Annotated in this window: 17 protein-coding genes; 9 read left to right on the forward strand and 8 right to left on the reverse strand. The window is 66.9% G+C overall.

The window, feature by feature from the left end; all coding sequences use genetic code 11:
- Positions 1 to 24 precede the first annotated feature (24 nt).
- From GV368_RS05045 to GV368_RS05055, 3 genes are read right to left on the reverse strand one after another with little or no spacing between them, the layout of a single operon-like run.
- Positions 25 to 735 (reverse strand): ABC transporter ATP-binding protein, encoded by a 711-nt coding sequence (locus tag GV368_RS05045; protein WP_169115727.1) that lies wholly within the window; start codon positions 733 to 735, stop codon positions 25 to 27.
- Positions 732 to 2,039, reverse strand: a complete 1,308-nt coding sequence (locus GV368_RS05050; protein WP_169115728.1) for an efflux RND transporter periplasmic adaptor subunit — start codon at positions 2,037 to 2,039, stop codon at positions 732 to 734. The genes GV368_RS05045 and GV368_RS05050 overlap by 4 nt, the downstream gene beginning before the upstream one ends.
- A complete protein-coding gene (locus GV368_RS05055) occupies positions 2,036 to 3,481 on the reverse strand; it encodes a TolC family protein (RefSeq protein WP_169115729.1) in 1,446 nt (481 codons plus the stop codon). Before GV368_RS05055 ends, GV368_RS05050 begins: the two co-directional genes overlap by 4 nt.
- Before the next feature lie 183 nt (positions 3,482 to 3,664).
- Here GV368_RS05055 and GV368_RS05060 point away from each other — a divergent pair, with 183 nt between their 5' ends.
- From GV368_RS05060 to GV368_RS05075, 4 genes are read left to right on the forward strand one after another with little or no spacing between them, the layout of a single operon-like run.
- Entirely contained in the window at positions 3,665 to 4,522 is an 858-nt protein-coding gene (locus GV368_RS05060) for a fumarylacetoacetate hydrolase family protein (protein WP_169115730.1), read from the forward strand.
- On the forward strand, positions 4,519 to 5,325 hold the full coding sequence (locus GV368_RS05065) for an ABC transporter substrate-binding protein (protein ID WP_169115731.1): 807 nt from the start codon (positions 4,519 to 4,521) through the stop codon (positions 5,323 to 5,325). Before GV368_RS05060 ends, GV368_RS05065 begins: the two co-directional genes overlap by 4 nt.
- Positions 5,322 to 6,305 (forward strand): FecCD family ABC transporter permease, encoded by a 984-nt coding sequence (locus GV368_RS05070; RefSeq protein WP_206673287.1) that lies wholly within the window; start codon positions 5,322 to 5,324, stop codon positions 6,303 to 6,305. The genes GV368_RS05065 and GV368_RS05070 overlap by 4 nt, the downstream gene beginning before the upstream one ends.
- A complete protein-coding gene (locus GV368_RS05075; RefSeq protein WP_169115732.1) occupies positions 6,302 to 7,078 on the forward strand; it encodes an ABC transporter ATP-binding protein in 777 nt (258 codons plus the stop codon). Before GV368_RS05070 ends, GV368_RS05075 begins: the two co-directional genes overlap by 4 nt.
- Here the strand turns inward: GV368_RS05075 and htpX are convergent.
- Genes htpX through def form a run of 3 tightly spaced genes read right to left on the reverse strand, consistent with a single transcriptional unit; the run spans position 7,075 to position 9,403 of the window.
- Positions 7,075 to 7,935 (reverse strand): zinc metalloprotease HtpX, encoded by an 861-nt coding sequence (htpX, locus tag GV368_RS05080; protein ID WP_169115733.1) that lies wholly within the window; start codon positions 7,933 to 7,935, stop codon positions 7,075 to 7,077. The two genes, GV368_RS05075 and htpX, sit on opposite strands and share 4 nt — an antisense overlap.
- Before the next feature lie 2 nt (positions 7,936 to 7,937).
- Positions 7,938 to 8,900, reverse strand: a complete 963-nt coding sequence (gene fmt / locus GV368_RS05085) for a methionyl-tRNA formyltransferase (protein WP_169115734.1) — start codon at positions 8,898 to 8,900, stop codon at positions 7,938 to 7,940.
- Entirely contained in the window at positions 8,900 to 9,403 is a 504-nt protein-coding gene (gene def / locus GV368_RS05090) for a peptide deformylase (RefSeq protein ID WP_169115735.1), read from the reverse strand. The genes fmt and def overlap by 1 nt, the downstream gene beginning before the upstream one ends.
- 120 nt (positions 9,404 to 9,523) lie before the next feature.
- Here def and GV368_RS05095 point away from each other — a divergent pair, with 120 nt between their 5' ends.
- Genes GV368_RS05095 through GV368_RS05115 form a run of 5 tightly spaced genes read left to right on the forward strand, consistent with a single transcriptional unit; the run spans position 9,524 to position 15,386 of the window.
- Positions 9,524 to 10,570 (forward strand): LysM peptidoglycan-binding domain-containing protein, encoded by a 1,047-nt coding sequence (locus tag GV368_RS05095; RefSeq protein ID WP_169115736.1) that lies wholly within the window; start codon positions 9,524 to 9,526, stop codon positions 10,568 to 10,570.
- Positions 10,551 to 11,660 carry a DNA-processing protein DprA gene (gene dprA, locus GV368_RS05100; protein ID WP_169115779.1) on the forward strand — a complete coding sequence of 370 codons (1,110 nt, stop codon included), beginning with the start codon at positions 10,551 to 10,553 and terminating at the stop codon, positions 11,658 to 11,660. The genes GV368_RS05095 and dprA overlap by 20 nt, the downstream gene beginning before the upstream one ends.
- A 12-nt stretch (positions 11,661 to 11,672) precedes the next feature.
- Positions 11,673 to 12,152 carry a DUF494 family protein gene (locus tag GV368_RS05105; RefSeq protein WP_028875295.1) on the forward strand — a complete coding sequence of 160 codons (480 nt, stop codon included), beginning with the start codon at positions 11,673 to 11,675 and terminating at the stop codon, positions 12,150 to 12,152.
- A 4-nt stretch (positions 12,153 to 12,156) separates the two neighbouring features.
- Entirely contained in the window at positions 12,157 to 14,655 is a 2,499-nt protein-coding gene (locus GV368_RS05110) for a DNA topoisomerase III (protein WP_169115737.1), read from the forward strand.
- A 14-nt stretch (positions 14,656 to 14,669) separates the two neighbouring features.
- On the forward strand, positions 14,670 to 15,386 hold the full coding sequence (locus GV368_RS05115; protein WP_328514231.1) for an alpha/beta fold hydrolase: 717 nt from the start codon (positions 14,670 to 14,672) through the stop codon (positions 15,384 to 15,386).
- Position 15,387: 1 nt separating this feature from the next.
- On the opposite strand, the gene bioD is transcribed toward GV368_RS05115, so the two are convergent.
- Together bioD and GV368_RS05125 are read right to left on the reverse strand one after the other, a co-directional pair.
- Positions 15,388 to 16,050, reverse strand: coding sequence for a dethiobiotin synthase (gene bioD / locus GV368_RS05120; RefSeq protein ID WP_055423005.1), 663 nt, complete (start codon positions 16,048 to 16,050; stop codon positions 15,388 to 15,390).
- A 5-nt stretch (positions 16,051 to 16,055) separates the two neighbouring features.
- Positions 16,056 to 16,817, reverse strand: coding sequence for a methyltransferase domain-containing protein (locus tag GV368_RS05125; protein ID WP_055423004.1), 762 nt, complete (start codon positions 16,815 to 16,817; stop codon positions 16,056 to 16,058).
- Position 16,818 lies beyond the last annotated feature (1 nt).

The following is a 16,818-nucleotide window of genomic DNA, read 5'->3' on the forward strand; positions in this document are numbered from 1 at the left end:
GCTTCGCGCAGCGCGTGCCCAACATCAGGAGGACTCCTCGATGCGCTCGATGTGCCCGTCGCGGAAGTGCACCACGCGCTGGGCGTAGGCGGCGATGTCCGGTTCGTGCGTCACCATGACGATGGTGAGATGCCGTTCGCGGTTGAATCGGGTGAGAAGCGCCATGATCTCGTGGCTACGGGCAGAATCGAGGTTGCCAGTGGGCTCGTCGGCGAGCAGGACCTTTGGCTGGGAGACGATGGCACGAGCGATGGCCACCCGCTGCTGCTGCCCGCCGGAGAGTTCGCTCGGCACGTGATGCTCCCGACCGGAAAGGCCCACCTGGGCGAGCGACTCACGCGCGCGCAGGCGCCGTTCGTGGGTCGGCACCCCTTGATAGACGAGCGGCAGTTCGACGTTTTCCTGAGCCGTGACGCGCGGCAACAAGTGAAAGCCCTGGAAGACGAAACCCAGGGTGTAGCGGCGCAGCAAGGCACGGCCGTCACCATCGAGCTCGGTGACTTCGAGATCTCCGAGCCGGTAGCTGCCGCGGGTGGGCGTGTCGAGGCAACCGAGGATGTTCATCGTGGTCGACTTGCCCGAGCCGCTGGGTCCCATGAGGGCGACGAACTCGCCCGGCCACACGTCGAGATCGATGCCGCCCAGCGCCACGACGCGCGCATCGCCCTGGCCATAGACGCGCTCGACGCCGCGCAGCTGGATGAGTGGGGTGCCCTGTCGCCCTGGTTCGGTCATGACTTGGGGCGCTCCACGGCGGTGATGACCGGCGTGCCTGGTTCGAGCCGGCCCGAAAGCACTTCCAGTACCTGGGTACGCCGGCCATCCGAGGGCCCCAGGCGCACCTGTACCGGCATCGGCGTGCCGCGTTCATCCAGCACCCAGATCGTGGCTTCGTCCCGCTTTCTGGCTGCAGGAGGGGTGCGAGACGTCACCGAAGCGCGCATCGGCGGCCGGAAAAATGTGCCGATGCCGGGACTTCGCGCTTCGGCGGCCTTGTCCGGCTCCGGTGGGCGATAGCGCAGGGCCGCATTGGCAATCGTCAGGACGTTCTCGAGGTGCTGGCTGAGGATTTCGGCCGTGGCCGTCATGCCGGGGCGCAGTTTGAGATCGGGATTGGCCACGGTGATCTCCGTCTTGTAGGTCACCACGCCGTTGATGAGTTCCGAGCCGTAGCGCACGCGTTTCACGCGTCCGCTGAATGGCTGATCGGGGTAGGAGTCGACGGTAAACGTCACGCTCTGCCCTTCGGCCACCTTACTGACGTCGGCCTCGTCGACGTCGGCCAACAATTCCATTTGGGTCAGATCTTCCGCGAGCGTGAAGAGTACGGGCGTTTGTAGCGAGGCAGCGATGGTCTGCCCCGGGTCGATGCTGCGGGTCAAGACCACGCCGCCGATGGGGCTTCGAATCACGGATTTGTCGAGATCGGTGCGAATCGAGGCGAGCTGCGCTTCGTTGGCCTTGATCTGTGCCTGCGCTTGGCGCAACTCAGCCTCGGCACGGGCGACGGCAGCCGCGGCGGCGTCGAGATCTTGCGGGGCCACGGCCTGACCCCGGCTGAGCTTGTCGGCTTGCTCCAGGCGTTGCCGCTTGGCGCGCGCCTCCGATAACGTAGCCTCGAGTTGCGGGATCCTGGCGTGCGCCATGGCGAGGTTCGCTTCGGCCTGCAGGCGCTGTGCTTCGAGCTTGCGCGTGTCGAGTCGGGCCAGAACATGGCCGACCATCACCGGATCGTTGAAATCGACATAGACTTCACGGATCGTGCCGGAGATCTCGGCCCCGACATCGACCTCGTTGGTGGGGCTGAGGTTACCCGTGGCGGTAACGGTAATCGACAGCGATCCGCGTTGGGCCGTATCGGTGAGATAACGCACTGCAGATTTCCCCTCACCCCGGCCAAAGAGGAAAAAAACCGTGAGCACGATCGCGAGTCCCAGCGCCAGGCCAAGGAGAAATCGCCTCCTGCGTCGGCGCAGTCGCGTGAGTTCGGCGCGCAGATGTGAGGTATCCAGCAGAGGATTTGCAGAAGATTCGGTCATCGGGAGCCATCCTCCAGAGGCGTTTCGGCCGGCCAGCCGCCACCGAGCGCTTTGTAGAGCCGCACACGGTCGGTGGCATTCTGGCCTTGCTGCAAGACATAGGCGTCGGTGGCGGAGAGCCAGCTGCGTTGCGTATCGATGAGCACCGTGTAATCGACCAGCCCCGAGCGGTACTGGGCGAGCGCCAGCGCCACGCTCGCGCGCGCACTGTCGGCCGCCTGACGCAGATCATTCAACCTCTGATCGTTTTCGCGTACCGTGAGCAGTGCATTCTCCACGTCACCCAGGGCCACGAGCACGCTCTTGCGGTAGGCGGCAAAACTCTGCACGAGCCGCGCTTCGCTCGCCTCCAGCTGCGCCGAGAGGCGACCCCCATCGAATAGCGTGGCCAAGGGCGCGAACGCGAGACTCCATGCCCGGGCACTGGCCTGCCAGAGATCACCCGCCGAGAGGGCCGTAAGCCCCAGGCTGCCGCTCAGGGGAAAGCTCGGGTAGCGCGCCGCGTCGGCGACGTCGCGTTGCGCGGCTGCCGCTGCCAGTTGCGCCTCGCTGCGGCGCACGTCGGGGCGGCGGCGTAGGACGTCGGCAGGAATGCCGGCTGCGGGAAGCGAGGGCAGAGATGCCACCCAAGGGCCGAGATAGACGAGTTCCGGCGGTTCGGCTCCTTCGGCGGCGATGGCGGGCCCTGCAGGCGCACGCTCCGAGAGTCGCTCGTGCCAATACCCCGGGGACTCCCCGGCGAGCAGCGCGAGTGCATTCAGCGCATTCTCCCGACCCTGGGCGAGCGCGGCCTGCTGGGCCCGAGTCTGCGCGAGCAAGGTCTGCGCCTGGTACACGTCGAGCTCACTCACTAGGCCCGCGCTAGACCTGGCTTGGGCAAGGGCGAGGCTGCGTTCGAGCACCATGAGCTGCGCTTCGAGCAGCGTCTCGCGGGCTTGGGCCGTTCGCGCATCGAACCAGGATTGCGCGGCCTCTGCCGTGGCGCTCACCAAAACGTCGGCCAGATCATAGGAGGCCGCTACCTGCTGTGCCTCGGCCGCCCGCAGCGCCGCTCGCCGGCCTCCGAACACGTCCAGCTCCCATTGCGCGTCGAATCCGACATGAAATTGCTCGCTCACCCTGCCCACCCCGATCTCGGCACTCGAGCGGTTGCGCACGGCGCTGCCGCCGCCGGTCACGGTAGGCCCGAGGTCGGCCGACGCCGCCCGACGCAACGCCCTTGCTTCGGCCAGACGAGCCAATGCGGCATCTACGTCGAGGTTGTCACGGCGCACTTTGGCGACGATCTCTTCGAGCGTCGGATCGGAGAAATGACGCCACCATTGCGTGAGCTCGGCCGCGTCCGCCCCGACCGGGGCCTGCCGGAATGCCTGCGGCGGGACCGGTGCCTGCGGCGGCAGCGTAACGCCGGCACAGGCGGCACACAGAACGAGCGTCAGCAACGCCGTGGAACGAGCGTAAAATCGAAAAAACAGGGTCGGCTCCATCAACAGGGTCGAGCGAGTCAGCCGTCGCACACGAGTCGGAAATCGCACTGCGATTGTACGCGTGCTGCACTCGCCGCGGGCACATGATACGATTCGTTGAACACTGCGATACCACTCCCTATTTTTCAGGAAAACCCGATGAAGTTCATCCGTTTCGGCGCACCAGGCAAGGAGCGCCCGGGGCTGGTCGACCCCAATGGCACTGTGCGCGACCTCTCACTCCATGTCAACGACATCGACGGGGCGCTCCTTGCCGACGAAGCGGCGCTCGCGGCCTTGCGTGCGCTCGACCCCTTCTCTCTGCCTGCGGTGGCGCCCGACGCTCGCCTCGGGCCGCCGGTAGCCGGCGTGGGCAATTTCTATGCCATCGGGCTCAATTTCCGCGACCACGCGCAAGAGGCCGATCTGCCCATCCCGAGCGAGCCGGTCGTCTTCATGAAAGCCACGAGCTGCATCTGCGGTCCGAACGATCCGTTCCTGTGCCCGCCCGGGGCGCAGAAGCTCGACTGGGAGGCGGAACTGGGCGTGGTCATCGGCCGGCGAGCCAAGCGCGTCTCTCCGGGCGAGGCGCGCGCCTGCATCGCCGGCTATTGCACCGTGCTCGACGGCTCGGAGCGCGATTTTCAGATGAACCGCGGCGGCCTGTGGATCAAGGGCAAGAGTTACGAATCCTTCGGTCCGCTGGGGCCCTGGCTCGTCACCCCCGACGAAGTGCCCGATCCCCAGGCACTCGCCATTCGCCTCGAGGTAAACGGCGAACGCATGCAGGACGGCAACACCGCCGAGATGATCTTCGACGTGGCGACCCTCGTGAGTCACTTGTCCGAATTCATGACGCTATTGCCCGGTGACGTCATCGCCACCGGCACCCCCGCCGGCGTCGGCCTGGGTCAGAAGCCGCCGCGCTTCCTGCGCCCCGGCGACGAAGTGACGCTGGAAGTGGCGGGCCTGGGGCGGCAGCGCCACCGCGTGCTGGCCGACCGCGCGGAGGGATGAAGACGCAGGACACGTTTCGCCGCCGGCTGCTCGTGCTCGTCCTGCTCTTCGCCGGCGTGGTGCAGGCGCAGGAGGGGCCGCGGCGCATCGTCTCGGTGAACCTGTGCGCCGATCAGCTGCTGCTGCGACTCGCTCCCGAGCGCGTCATCGCCATCACGGCGCTGTCGCGCCGCGCCGATCTCGCCCCGGATCCGACACTGGGGGCCGACAAGCCGGCGATCCGCGGTTCGGCCGAAGAGATCCTCGCGCTGCAGCCGGATCTGGTCGTCTTCGGGCCGTTCTCGGCCGCGGCCACGCGCTCGCTCATCGAACGGCTGGGTCTTCCCGTCCATACGCTGCCGTACGTCGAATCGCTGGATGCGCTGCGGGATGCGATTCGTACCCTCGGTCGGTTGGTGCACGAGCCGGAGCGCGCCGCGGCCCTGGAAACACGGCTCGATGCGCTCGCACGCCACTTTGGCGAGATGACCGAGAAACCGGCCGTGCTCTATTACCTCCAGGGCGGCTACAGCGCCGGGCGCGGCACCTGGGTGGGCGAGCTCATCGAACGCAGCGGCGGCATCAATGCGGCCGCACAGGCAGGGCTTACCGGCCATGGTGCACTGCCGCTCGAACGGGCGCTGGCCGCCCGCCCGACGCGCTGGTGGCGCACCGCCTATCAAGACGACACCCCGACCCTGGGCGAGCGTTTGCTGGCGCATCCGGCGCTGCGACGGCAGGCCGGCGAACCGCGCTGGCTGCCGAGCTGGGCGATCACTTGCGCGGGACCTTGGTCGTTCGAGGCGCTGGAGGCTCTGCGGTGAGGGAAGTGCTACTCGCGCCGGCGCTGCTCCTGCTGGTGGGTTTGCTCGCGCTCGCTTCGCTCACGCTGGGCTATCTGGAGGTCTCACCGCTTGCCTGGTGGCGGGGCGTGTGGGCGGGCGACCCTCTCCTGCGCCTGGTCTTGGTGGAGATCCGGCTGCCGCGCACCCTGCTCGCGCTCGCCGTGGGGGCGGCGCTGGGCGTGGCCGGTGCGGCCCTGCAGAGCCTGCTGCGCAACCCACTCGCCGAGCCGGCGCTCGTCGGCGCCACCGGCGGGGCTTCGCTCGGGGCGGTGATGGCGCTCTACTGGGGGTGGGCCGGTGCCTGGTCGCTGGCGCTGCCACTGGCGGGATTCGCCGGGGCGGCGCTCGTTACCGCGTTCGTGCTTCTGCTCGCCCTGCGCGGCGCTTCCACCGTGGGCCTCATCCTCGCCGGCGTGGCTGCCTCCAGCTTGAGCACGGCGCTCGTCTCGCTCATCCTCAACGCTTCGCCCAACCCGCACGCGACGATGGAGATCGTGCACTGGCTGCTGGGCTCGGTAGCCGATCGCAGCCTGCAGGACGTCGCGCTGGTGCTGCCGCCGATCGCGCTGGGGATGGCGCTGCTGCTGCGCCAAGGCACGGCGCTGCGCCGCCTGGTGCTCGACGAGGAGGCCGCCGCGAGCCTCGGGGTGTCGCTGCCGCGGCTGCGGCTGGCCGTGCTCGTGGGGGCGGCGCTGGCGGTGGGGGCCGCCACGGCCATTGCCGGCTCCATCGGCTTCGTCGGCCTGGTGGCGCCGCACCTCGTGCGTCCGCTCGTACGCCACGATCCGGCGCGCACGCTGTGGGCGGCGATGGGGGCGGGAGCGGCGTTGCTGCTCGCCGCCGATCTGGCAGTGCGCCTGCTCAATCCCCACGGCGCGGAGCTCAAGCTGGGCGTGCTCACGGCCCTCGTCGGGGCGCCCTTCTTCCTGTGGCGGGTACTCGCGGTGCGCGCGCCATGAGCCTGGCTCTGGAATTCTCCAGCGTTGGCCTGCGGCTGGGCGGAAGGGCCATACTCCGCGGCATCGACTGGCGGGGCGAGGCGGGCCGACTCGTCGGTCTAGTAGGGCCCAACGGAGCGGGGAAATCGATGTGGCTGCGGGTAGCCGCCGGTGTGCTCAGACCACAGCAGGGGGAGGTGCGTTGGTGGGGCGAGCCGCTCGCGCGCGTACCGCGCACGCGCTGGCCCTCGCTGATCGCCTATTGCCCGCAGCGCTTTGCCCTGCATTTGCCCCTGCGGGCACTCGATTGCGTCGCCCTGGGCTTGCCGGCGGGCAGGATCCGCACCGCGAGCGAGCGCGAACGCTGCCTCGCGGCGCTCGAGAAAGTCGATGCCGCCGATCTGGCCGAGCGCCCCGTCACCGAGCTCTCGGGCGGGCAGCAGCAGCGTGTGGCGCTTGCCCGGGCGTTCGCTCAGGAGGCGACGATGCTGCTTGCCGACGAGCCGCTCGCCGCACTCGACCCGCGCCACGCGCTGGAGACGCTGGCGCTGCTGCGGCGCGAGGCGCACGAGGCCGGACGGCTGGTGGTGGTGGCGCTGCACGAACTCACCCTCGCGGCGCGTTTTTGCGACGAAGTGCTGCTGCTGCACGAAGGGCGCTGCCTCGCGGCGGGCGCCCCTTTGGAAGTGCTCGACGAGACGCGGCTGCGCGCGGTCTATGGCCTGCGGGCACGGCGCCTAGAAGTGGAGGGGGAGACGCTGCTGCTGCCTTGGGCACCAGCCGATCGCCCCTAGCGGCGACGCATCTGCGCCGCCATCTCCCGCAGCCGGGCGATGCGCTCTTCGGTGCGCGGGTGCGTCGAGAAAAGCCCTTGCAGCCAGCCGCCCGAGAGCGGGTTCATGATCATCATCTGCGCCGTCTCCGGGTGTGCCTCGGCCGTTGGCATGGGAATCTGCTGGGCGTACGCTTCGATCTTGGCCAGGGCCGAAGCCAGCGCCTCCGGGTCGCCGCAGATCTCGGCTCCGCCCGCGTCGGCGCCGAATTCGCGCGTACGCGAGATCGCCAGCTGGATGATCACCGCCGCGATCGGCGCGAGGATCATCACCAGGATGGCGAGTACGGGGTTGGCCGGCCGCCCCTCCGCGTCGCGCCCGCCGAAGAAGAAACCGAAATTGGCGAGCATGGAAATGGCACCGGCCACCGTCGCCGTCATGGTCGAGATGAGGATGTCGCGATGCTTCACGTGCGCGAGCTCGTGGGCCATCACCGCACGCAACTCGCGCTCGCTGAGCAGCTCGATGATCCCGGTGGTCGCCGCCACGGCCGCGTGTTCGGGACTGCGCCCGGTGGCGAAGGCGTTGGGCTGCGCCTCGTGGATGATATAGACTTTGGGCATGGGCAACCCCGCGCGCCGGGCAAGGTCCCGGACGATGCCGTAGAGGTAGGGCGAGGTGGTCTCGTCGACCTCCTGCGCGTGGTACATCGCCAGCACCATCTTGTCGGAGAACCAATACGCCCAGAAGTTGGTGAGCGCGCCGAACCCCAGCGCCACCAACATCCCCGTCCTACCGCCGATCACCATCCCCACGGCGCCGAAGAGCGCCATGATCGCCGCCATCAAGAGCGTCGTCTTCAGCCAGTTTCCGTACATCGTCAACCTCCTTCCACAGTGAATCGCTCGCCGATAGAGATCGGGAAACCGCGCAGGAATTCCGCCGCGGGCAGGCGCTTGCCGCCGGGGCGCTGCAGTTCGGTGAGCAGCAGCCGTCCCTGGCCGGCCTGCACGGTGATCCCTTCGGGGCCGACGGCCGTCACCGTTCCCGGCGGCTCGGTGCCGTTTCCTTCGAGCCTATGGGCTCGCCAGAGTTTCAGCGGCACGCCGCACAACAGTGCCTGAGCCCCGGGATGGGGATCGAAGGCGCGCAGCCGCCGCTCGATCATTTCGGCCGGCTGCGACCAGTCGATCCAGCGCTCCTGCGGCGTGATCTTGGCGGCGTAGGTGGCGCCTTCTGCCGGTTGCGCTCGAGCCTGGGCGAGGTGACGCGGCAGCTCGGGCAAGACCTGAAGCAGCAGCCCGGCACCCAGCGCAGCGAGCCGGTCGTGCAGCGAACCCGCCGTCTCGTCAGGGGCGATCGGCGTTGCCGCCTTCGCCACCATGGGACCGGTATCCAACCCTTCGTCCATCTGCATGAGGGTGACCCCCGTCTCGGCATCGCCCGCCTCGATCGCCCGGACGATGGGGGCGGCTCCCCGCCAGCGCGGCAGGAGCGACGCGTGGATGTTGAGGCAGCCCCAGCGCGGCCAATGCAGCACCTCGGGCGGCAGGATCAGGCCATAGGCCGCCACCACCAATACATCGGGTGCGGGCAGCGTCAGCAGTTCCCGGCGATCCTCTTCGCTCTTGAGCCGCGCCGGCTGCAGCACCGCAATGCCGGCTGCCTGCGCCACCCGTTTCACCGGGCTCGGGCTGAGTTTCATGCCGCGCCCGGCCGGTCGGTCGGGCTGAGTGAGCACGAAAGGAATTTCCCAACCCGCCGCGATCAGCGCGCGCAGCGCGATCGCCGCGAATTCGGGCGTGCCGGCGAAGGCGACCCGGCGCACTTCCTCCGCGACCATCAGGCCGTCATCCGCGCGCGCTTGACGAGTTTCGCCTTGATGCGCGATTGCTTGAGCGGTGAGAGATACTCGACGAACACCTTGCCGTCGAGATGGTCGATCTCGTGCTGGATGCACACGGCGAGCAGGCCCTCGGCCTCGAATTCGATTTGCTCGCCTTGCAGGTTCAAGGCCCGCACCTTGACGCGCTCGGCGCGCGTGACCTTGTCGTAGATGCCCGGTACCGACAGGCAGCCTTCTTCGCTCACGCACTGACCGTCTTTTTCCAGGATCTCGGGGTTGATGAGCACCGTCAGCCCGGAACGGTCCTCGGTCACGTCGATGACGATCACGCGTTTGTGCACGTCGACCTGCGTGGCGGCGAGTCCGATTCCTGGAGCGGCGTACATCGTCTCGGCCATGTCGGCGGCGAGCCGGCGGATCGACTCGTCGACCTCCGTCACCGGCTCGGCGCGCTTCTTCAGCCGCGGGTCGGGATAATGCAGGATGGGAAGTAGTGCCATATTTCCTCGTCTCTCGTTGCCAATCGTCAATGCGTCACGTAGAATGCCAACATCTTCTGCCCCGGCAGTGAGACAGGATCGCCCACCCCCGGTTCCGACACTCCTGTGAGGTTTCTCACCATGAAGCGGATGATTCGCATTATAGGCACGATCGCCCTGGTCTGGCTGGGTACGCTCGGATTCGCGCACGCGGGTGTCGAGCCCGGAGGCATTGCCCCCGATGCGCCGGACACCTACACCGTGCGCAAAGGCGACACGCTCTGGGGCATCGCCAAGCGTTTCCTGCGCGACCCTTGGCGCTGGCCCGATCTGTGGCAGATGAACCGGGCCGAGATCCGCAATCCTCATCTCATCTATCCCGGCCAGATCCTGGTGTTCGACCGTGCCGCTGGAGTGCTGCGTACCGCCAAGCCGGTGGGGCCGATCGACGAGAAACGCTCGCCGCAGGTTCGCCATGAGCCCATTCAAGATGCCATTCCCTCCATCCCGCTCGCGGCCATCGAACCCTTCCTCGTGCGTCCGCAGGTGATCGATCAAAAAACCCTGGAAAACTCCGGACGCATCGTCGGGCTGGAAGATGGCCGCTGGATGGCCGGCGCCGGAGACGTTGCCTTTGCCATCGGCGTGCCCGAGGATACCCGGCTCGTACAGCTCTTCCGCCCTGCCGAACCCCTGCATGCCCGTGACGGCAAAACCCTAATCGGCTACGAGGCCCGCTACCTGGGTACTGCCAAGGTGGAACCGAACGACGACCCTCGCCTCGGCACCGTATTGCGGCTCCAGCAAACGAACGAAGCGATACAGCCGGGCGATGCGCTGATCGCGTCGCAAAAAGAAACGTTGGTCAATTTCGTCCCCCGTGCGCCGGAGCACGACGTAGATGCCCGGATCATCAAACTCTACCAAGGCTCGCTCGCGGCCGGGCGTCTCGACGTCATTCTTCTCGACCAAGGCGAGGCCCAGGACCTGGCGCCGGGTCACGTGCTCGCCCTGTGGCGCGTTCGCCCTCCGGTCACCGATGAGGAAAATCGCAACACCAAAGTCTTCCTGCCCGAAGAGCGCTACGGCGTGGCCTTCGTCTTCCGCGTCTTCGAACGCATGTCCTACGCCCTCGTGATGGAGACCGAGAAACCGGTCCGTGTCGGGGATGCCGCCCGTACGCCCTGAAGACCGGGAAGAGGCGAGGAGCTGGCTCGACTTCACGTTGCGCCGGCTCTCGCCGTCCGTCCAGCGCAAGCTCCTGGCGCGCTTCGGTGCGCCGGATTCCGTGCTCGCCCAGCCGCTCTCCACGGTGCGCGCCGAATTCGGTGCCGAAGTGGCCCAGGCGCTCGCCGCCGCGCCGCCCTCCGAGGCGATCGAGACGGCGCTCGCCTGGCTCGACGACGTCCGCCATCACCTCCTCACCCTCGCCGACGCCGCCTATCCCCGGAATCTGCTCGCCCTCGCCGACGCCCCGCTCGTGCTCTACGTCGTGGGCGATCCAGGAACGCTCATCCGGCCCGCCGTGGCGATCGTCGGTGCGCGCCGCGCCACGCCCGGGGGGCTCGAGAACGCCCGCGCCTTTGCCCGAGCGCTCGCCGAGCGTGGCTTCGTGGTGGTCAGCGGCCTCGCCCTGGGAGTGGACGCCGCCGCCCACGAAGGCGCGCTCGAGGCCGAGGACGGCAGGACGGTGGCCATCGTCGGCACCGGCGCCGACCGCGTCTATCCGGCCAAGCACCGCGGGCTCGCGCACCGCATCGCCGAGCGTGGTGCGATCGTGAGCGAGTTTCCGCTGGGCACTGCCGCCCAGCCCTATCATTTTCCGCGGCGCAACCGCCTCATCGCGGCGCTCGCTCGTGGCACGCTGGTGGTGGAAGCCGCGCCCGAAAGCGGCTCGCTCATCACGGCGCGCCTGGCCGCCGAGCTCGGGCGCGACGTATTCGCCATCCCCGGTTCGATCCACAATCCGCTCGCGCGCGGCTGCCATCGCCTCATCCGCGAAGGCGCCAAGCTCGTGGAGCGCGTCGACGACCTCCTCGAAGAATGGCCCGACTTGGTCCCCACCGGCGCCGTCGCACGGCCGTCGCCTACTACTCCGCCGCCTGTCGCCGCGGACGACCCTCTGCTCACCGCCCTGGGTCACGATCCGGTCGATTTCGACACCCTGATGCAGCGCACGGGCTTGACGAGCGAGGCACTCTCGGCCATGCTGTTGCCGCTGGAACTCGACGGCGCCGTCGTGCGCCTGCCGGGCGGCCGCTACCAACGCACCCGCTGAAGGAATCTCTCCATGTTCGATGTCCTCGTCTATCTCTTTGAAAACTATGCCGGACCCAACGAGGCACCGAAGGATCCGGACGAGCTGCGCGCGCGGCTCGCCGATGCCGGTTTCGAGGGCGACGAGATCGACGAGGCGCTCTCCTGGCTCGACACGCTCAGAAACGCCGAGGCCCTTTCCCCTTCGTGGCGCATCCCCCCCGCCGGCGGCAGCGTGCGCATCTTCACCGAAGAAGAACGGCAAGTCCTGGGAACCGCCGGCCAGAATCTGGTCTACTTTCTCCAACGCCATGGCGCCATCGACGAAGCGCTACGCGAAGCCCTCATCGACCGCGCCCTGGAATTCGGCGCGACGCCGCTCGATCCGGACGATTTCAAGGTGCTCGCGCTGATGGTGCTGTGGCAGCATGAACGGGAACTCGATCCCCTCGTCGTCGACGAACTGCTTCGCGTCGAAGACGACGAAGACGCCGAACCGCCGCGGCTGCACTGAACCCATGGGCAAGAAACTCATCATCGCCGAAAAACCCTCCGTCGCACAGGACATCGCCCGTGCGCTCGGCGGCTTCCACAAAGAAAAGGATTACTGGGAGTCCGAGCAGTACGTCCTCTCCTCGGCCGTCGGTCATCTGCTCGAACTCAAGGCGCCGGAGGAATACGAAGTCAAACGCGGCAAGTGGAGCTTCGCCAACCTGCCGGTGATTCCGCCGCGCTTCGATCTGCAACCCATCGCCAAGAGCGAGGACCGGCTCAAACTCCTGTTGCGCCTTGCCAAGCGTAAAGACGTCGACGGGCTCATCAACGCCTGCGACGCCGGGCGCGAAGGCGAGCTCATCTTCAACTACATCGTGCAGTACGGCAAGATCGACAAGCCCGTGCAGCGCCTGTGGTTGCAATCGATGACGCCGCAGGCGATCCGCGAGGCCTTCGACCACCTGCGCTCGGCCGAGGAAATGGAAGGGCTGCGCCAGGCCGCCGTGAGCCGCGCCGAGAGCGACTGGCTCATCGGCATCAACGGCACGCGTGCCATGACCGCCTTCAACTCCAAGTCGGGCGGCTTTCACCTCACCACCGTCGGTCGGGTGCAGACGCCTACGCTCGCCATGGTTGTCGAGCGCGAGCGCCAGATTCGCGCCTTCCAACCCCGCCCCTATTGGGAAGTCGAAGCCACCTTCCGCGCTGCCGCCGGCACCTACACCGGCCGCTGGTTCGACGAAAAATTCAAGAAGCCCGAGGGCGACGAACACGCCAGCCCCTACCGTCTGTGGGAGCGGGAGCGCGCCGAAGCCATCCGCGATCGCGTCCTGGACCAGCCGGGTGTGGTTGAGGAAACCGCCAAGCCCAGCACGCAGATCGCCCCGCCGCTCTTCGACCTCACCAGCCTGCAGCGCGAAGCCAACGCCCGCTTCGGCTTCTCCGCCCGCAACACGCTCGCCATTGCCCAGGCGCTCTACGAGCGGCACAAAGCGCTCACCTATCCCCGTACCGACGCCCGGGCGCTACCCGAGGACATGATCGGCACCGTGCGCGAGGTGCTGGCGCAGCTGCCGTCGGAATACCAACCCTTCGCCGGCAAGATCCTCGCCCAAGGCTGGGTCAAACCCAACAAGCGCATCTTCGACAACGCCAAGGTGTCGGACCACTTCGCCATCGTCCCCACTGGCGTGGTGCCCAAAGGGCTGTCCGAACCCGAACAGAAGATCTTCGACCTGGTCACGCGGCGGTTCCTCGCCGTCTTCTATCCGCCGGCCGAATACCGTGTCACCACCCGCATCACCCGCGTGGGCGAAGACGCCTTCAAGACCGAAGGCAAGGTACTGGTCGCCCCGGGCTGGCTCGAGGTCTACGGCAAACGGGCCGCTGGCGAGGGCGAAGGGGAACTCGTGCCCGTCGCCCCCGGCGAGACCGTTCATACCGAGGCCGTCGAGATCAAGGACTTGCACACCAAGCCGCCGGCGCGCTACACCGAGGCCACGCTCCTTTCCGCCATGGAAGGCGCAGGCAAGCTCGTCGAAGACGAGGAACTGCGCGCGGCCATGGCCGAGCGGGGTCTGGGAACGCCCGCCACCCGCGCCCAGATCATCGAGGGTCTGCTGGAAGAAAAATACCTTGTGCGCGAGGGGCGCGAGCTCGTACCCACCGCCAAGGCCTTCTCGCTCATCACCCTCTTGAAAGGCTTAGGCATCGACGCGCTCACCTCGCCCGAACTCACCGGCGAGTGGGAGCACAAGCTCGCCCTGATGGAGAAGCGGCGGCTCGCGCGCGAAGAGTTCATGGCCTCGATCGCGCGTATGGCGCAGGACATCGTCGAACGCGCCAAGCGCCACGAATCCGACACCGTGCCCGGCGACTTCGCCACCTTGCAGGCTCCCTGCCCGAAATGCGGCGGCACCGTACGCGAAACCTACAAGACGTTCCAATGCGATCAGTGCGGCTGGTCGATGTGGAAGATCATCGCCGGCCGGCAGATCGACGTGCCCGAAGCCGAGGCGCTGCTCACCCAAGGCCGGATCGGCCCGCTGGAGGGGTTTCGCAGCCGACTGGGGCGGCCGTTCGCCGCCGAACTGGTGCTCGACGAGGCCAAACAGCCCACCTTTGCCTTCGCCGTCGAACCGCCGGAGGAAGTGCCCGCGGATCTGGCCGAGCGCGAATCGCTCGGGCCGTGCCCCAAGTGCGGCGCGCCGGTGGTCGAGCACGGCACGAGCTACGTGTGCACCAAGTCGCTCGGCCCCGACAAGACCTGCGATTTCCGCAGCGGCCGCACCATCTTGCAGCAACCGATCGAGCCGGAGCAGATGAAGAAACTGCTTTCCGAGGGCAAGACCGATCTCCTCACCGGCTTCGTGTCGGCGCGCACACGGCGCAAGTTCTCCGCCTACCTCGTGCGCCAACCCGACGGCAAGATCGGCTTTGAATTCGAGCCGCGCGAAGCATCGGGCAAAAAAGGGCGCTCCACCACGACCAGGAAGAAAGCCAAGGCTGCGGAGACGTCGTGACACCGATTCTGTGTGTGCCTGGCTGGGGTCTGGGTCGGGGGCCTTTGGCTGGCCTCGTTTCCGTACTCGGAGCCCAGTGGCACGATTTGCCAGGGCATACAGCCAAGGCGGATACCTTCGCCGAGGCGGTACAAAGATTGAGCAACGAGGCCCCTGAAGGCGCGTGTCTTGTGGGCTGGTCCCTAGGTGCCATGCTGGCTTTGGCGGCAGCCTCTTTGGCGCCGAACGTCTTTTCTGCGGTCGTGGCCATCTCTCCCACCCCTTCGTTCGTCCGTCGCAGAGGATGGCCATACGGCTTGGCACCAAAGCGTTTGGCTTCTTTTCGGGAACAAGTGTGTACGGAGTCTGCTGCCTCTCTACGTCGATTCATCGTCGATTTCAATCGAGGAGATCCCAGAGCCACGGACATCTCCCGACAGCTAATGCGTCAGATGGACGATTTGCCTTCGACGAAAGCGCTGGCCACGGGACTGGATTGGCTACAAGAGATAGACCTGCGCGCCACTCTGCCCGGACTCGGAGTGCCCGTTTTGGTGTTCCATGGCACCGCGGACAGTTTGATTCCGCCGATTGCCGGTCGTTGGATTGCGGACCACGTTGCCCGGGGGCGTTTCGTCGCGGTGGAAGGCGCGGCGCATGCTCCGTTTTGGGGCAGGACGGACTTCATGGCAGGGGAGATTCGCCGCTTTCTGTGCCAGCAAAAAGCAAAGACAGGAACGGAGTCGGAGTGATTCAGCGCTCATCGGGCCAGCGCACCCAGCCGATGTCGTCGCGTCTGCTGCCGTGAGCAATCACGCCCAGACAGGGGGCTGAGATCGTTTGCCGTAGGGTGGCGAGATTGCCGTCGAGGCTGGCCATTTCAGAATCGAGGCAATTGGCAATCCATCCGGCCAAAACCAGCTCTCGTCGATCGATCGCCTCTACCGTGAGCAGTGCATGGTTGAGGCAACCAAGGCGCATTCCTACGACGAGGATGACAGGGGCTCCGAGCGCTACTGCCAGGTCGGCCATGGTGTGCGTTGGCGTAAGTGGAGCGAGAAACCCCCCAGCACCTTCGACCAGTACCCGATCGGCGTACCTGCGTGCCTTGGCAACGGCCGAGACGATTTTTTCCAGGTCGATTTTTACGCCTTCTTGGGCCGCTGCCAGGTGGGGCGAGATGGGGGCTTTGAAACAGTAGGGATTTCGCACTGCAGCCGGAAGATCGACGCTGTCGGCTTCTGCGAGTGCGACTACGTCTTCATTGAACCCCGTTTCATCCACGCCCGCGGCGACGGCTTTGACACCCACGGCGCGCCACCCCGAGGTGCGTGCTCGTACGAGCAGCTGGCAAGCAGCATGGGTTTTACCGATCTCCGTATCAGTGCCGGTGAGGAACCATATGCCCGGATTCATGTTTTTCAGCCTCCTTTTTTGCAGGCCGCCAAGAAACCCACGCGGTAGCTCAAACCCAATCCTTCTTCCGTGCGCTCTCGTTCCAGGGCATCGAGTAGTGCGCGCCGGCGTCCGGGGGTCCAAACAGGGGAACCGGAATGTGTCGTCGGGTTTGCTCCGACGCCTCGAATCGCATGGAGGAGGGTTTCTGCATCGGGATAATAAAAAGTGAAATGGCGAATTTCCCAGCGGCATGCGTACCACGAATGGGTTCCAAGGGCGTGCTCCCACTCGGTTTCGGCCGGTAGTCGCGCCAAGGCAGACGTGACGCCCACTGTTCGCACTGCTCGATCGAGTTCAGGGAACGTGCCCGCAAGGACGATGCTCGCCCATAGCCATCCCCTCGCTTTGAGGACGCGCCAAGCCTGTGCGAGAACGCTCTGCGGCCGCGTCCATTGCCAGGCGCAGTTGCTCCAGTAGCCGGCGCAGATGGCATCGGCCAAAGGCAGGAGTTCGAGGTCGGCCGACAGGCGAGTGACTTCCGATGCCGGCATCAGGGCCAAGGCCTCGGGGGAGAAATCCACGGCAAGAAGACGCTCGTGACCGAAGCGCTGCGCCAGCAGCGGCAGATCGCGCCCGATGCCACAGCCCGCGTCGATGATCCAGCCCTCGGGCATGTCCGAGACGGTGACGAGTCGTTGGGCGAGGTGGGCCGCGATGCGTCGCTGTGGGTAGTCGTGGGCTGCATAGCTGTGCCGCCGTCGGGTGAAAGCACGCCGGATGGGCATC

This window comes from Tepidiphilus baoligensis, from assembly GCF_012911495.1.
In the GTDB taxonomy this organism is placed as follows: domain Bacteria; phylum Pseudomonadota; class Gammaproteobacteria; order Burkholderiales; family Rhodocyclaceae; genus Tepidiphilus; species Tepidiphilus olei.

Coding starts and splice junctions, on each gene's coding strand:
- GV368_RS05045 (WP_169115727.1), bottom strand. CDS start 735: ATGACCGAACCAGGGCGACAGGGCACCCCACTCATCCAGCTGCGCGGC.
- GV368_RS05050 (WP_169115728.1), bottom strand. CDS start 2,039: ATGACCGAATCTTCTGCAAATCCTCTGCTGGATACCTCACATCTGCGC.
- GV368_RS05060 (WP_169115730.1), top strand. CDS start 3,665: ATGAAGTTCATCCGTTTCGGCGCACCAGGCAAGGAGCGCCCGGGGCTG.
- GV368_RS05065 (WP_169115731.1), top strand. CDS start 4,519: ATGAAGACGCAGGACACGTTTCGCCGCCGGCTGCTCGTGCTCGTCCTG.
- GV368_RS05075 (WP_169115732.1), top strand. CDS start 6,302: ATGAGCCTGGCTCTGGAATTCTCCAGCGTTGGCCTGCGGCTGGGCGGA.
- htpX (WP_169115733.1), bottom strand. CDS start 7,935: ATGTACGGAAACTGGCTGAAGACGACGCTCTTGATGGCGGCGATCATG.
- fmt (WP_169115734.1), bottom strand. CDS start 8,900: ATGGTCGCGGAGGAAGTGCGCCGGGTCGCCTTCGCCGGCACGCCCGAA.
- def (WP_169115735.1), bottom strand. CDS start 9,403: ATGGCACTACTTCCCATCCTGCATTATCCCGACCCGCGGCTGAAGAAG.
- GV368_RS05095 (WP_169115736.1), top strand. CDS start 9,524: ATGAAGCGGATGATTCGCATTATAGGCACGATCGCCCTGGTCTGGCTG.
- dprA (WP_169115779.1), top strand. CDS start 10,551: ATGCCGCCCGTACGCCCTGAAGACCGGGAAGAGGCGAGGAGCTGGCTC.
- GV368_RS05105 (WP_028875295.1), top strand. CDS start 11,673: ATGTTCGATGTCCTCGTCTATCTCTTTGAAAACTATGCCGGACCCAAC.
- GV368_RS05110 (WP_169115737.1), top strand. CDS start 12,157: ATGGGCAAGAAACTCATCATCGCCGAAAAACCCTCCGTCGCACAGGAC.
- bioD (WP_055423005.1), bottom strand. CDS start 16,050: ATGAATCCGGGCATATGGTTCCTCACCGGCACTGATACGGAGATCGGT.
- GV368_RS05125 (WP_055423004.1), bottom strand. CDS start 16,817: ATGCCCATCCGGCGTGCTTTCACCCGACGGCGGCACAGCTATGCAGCC.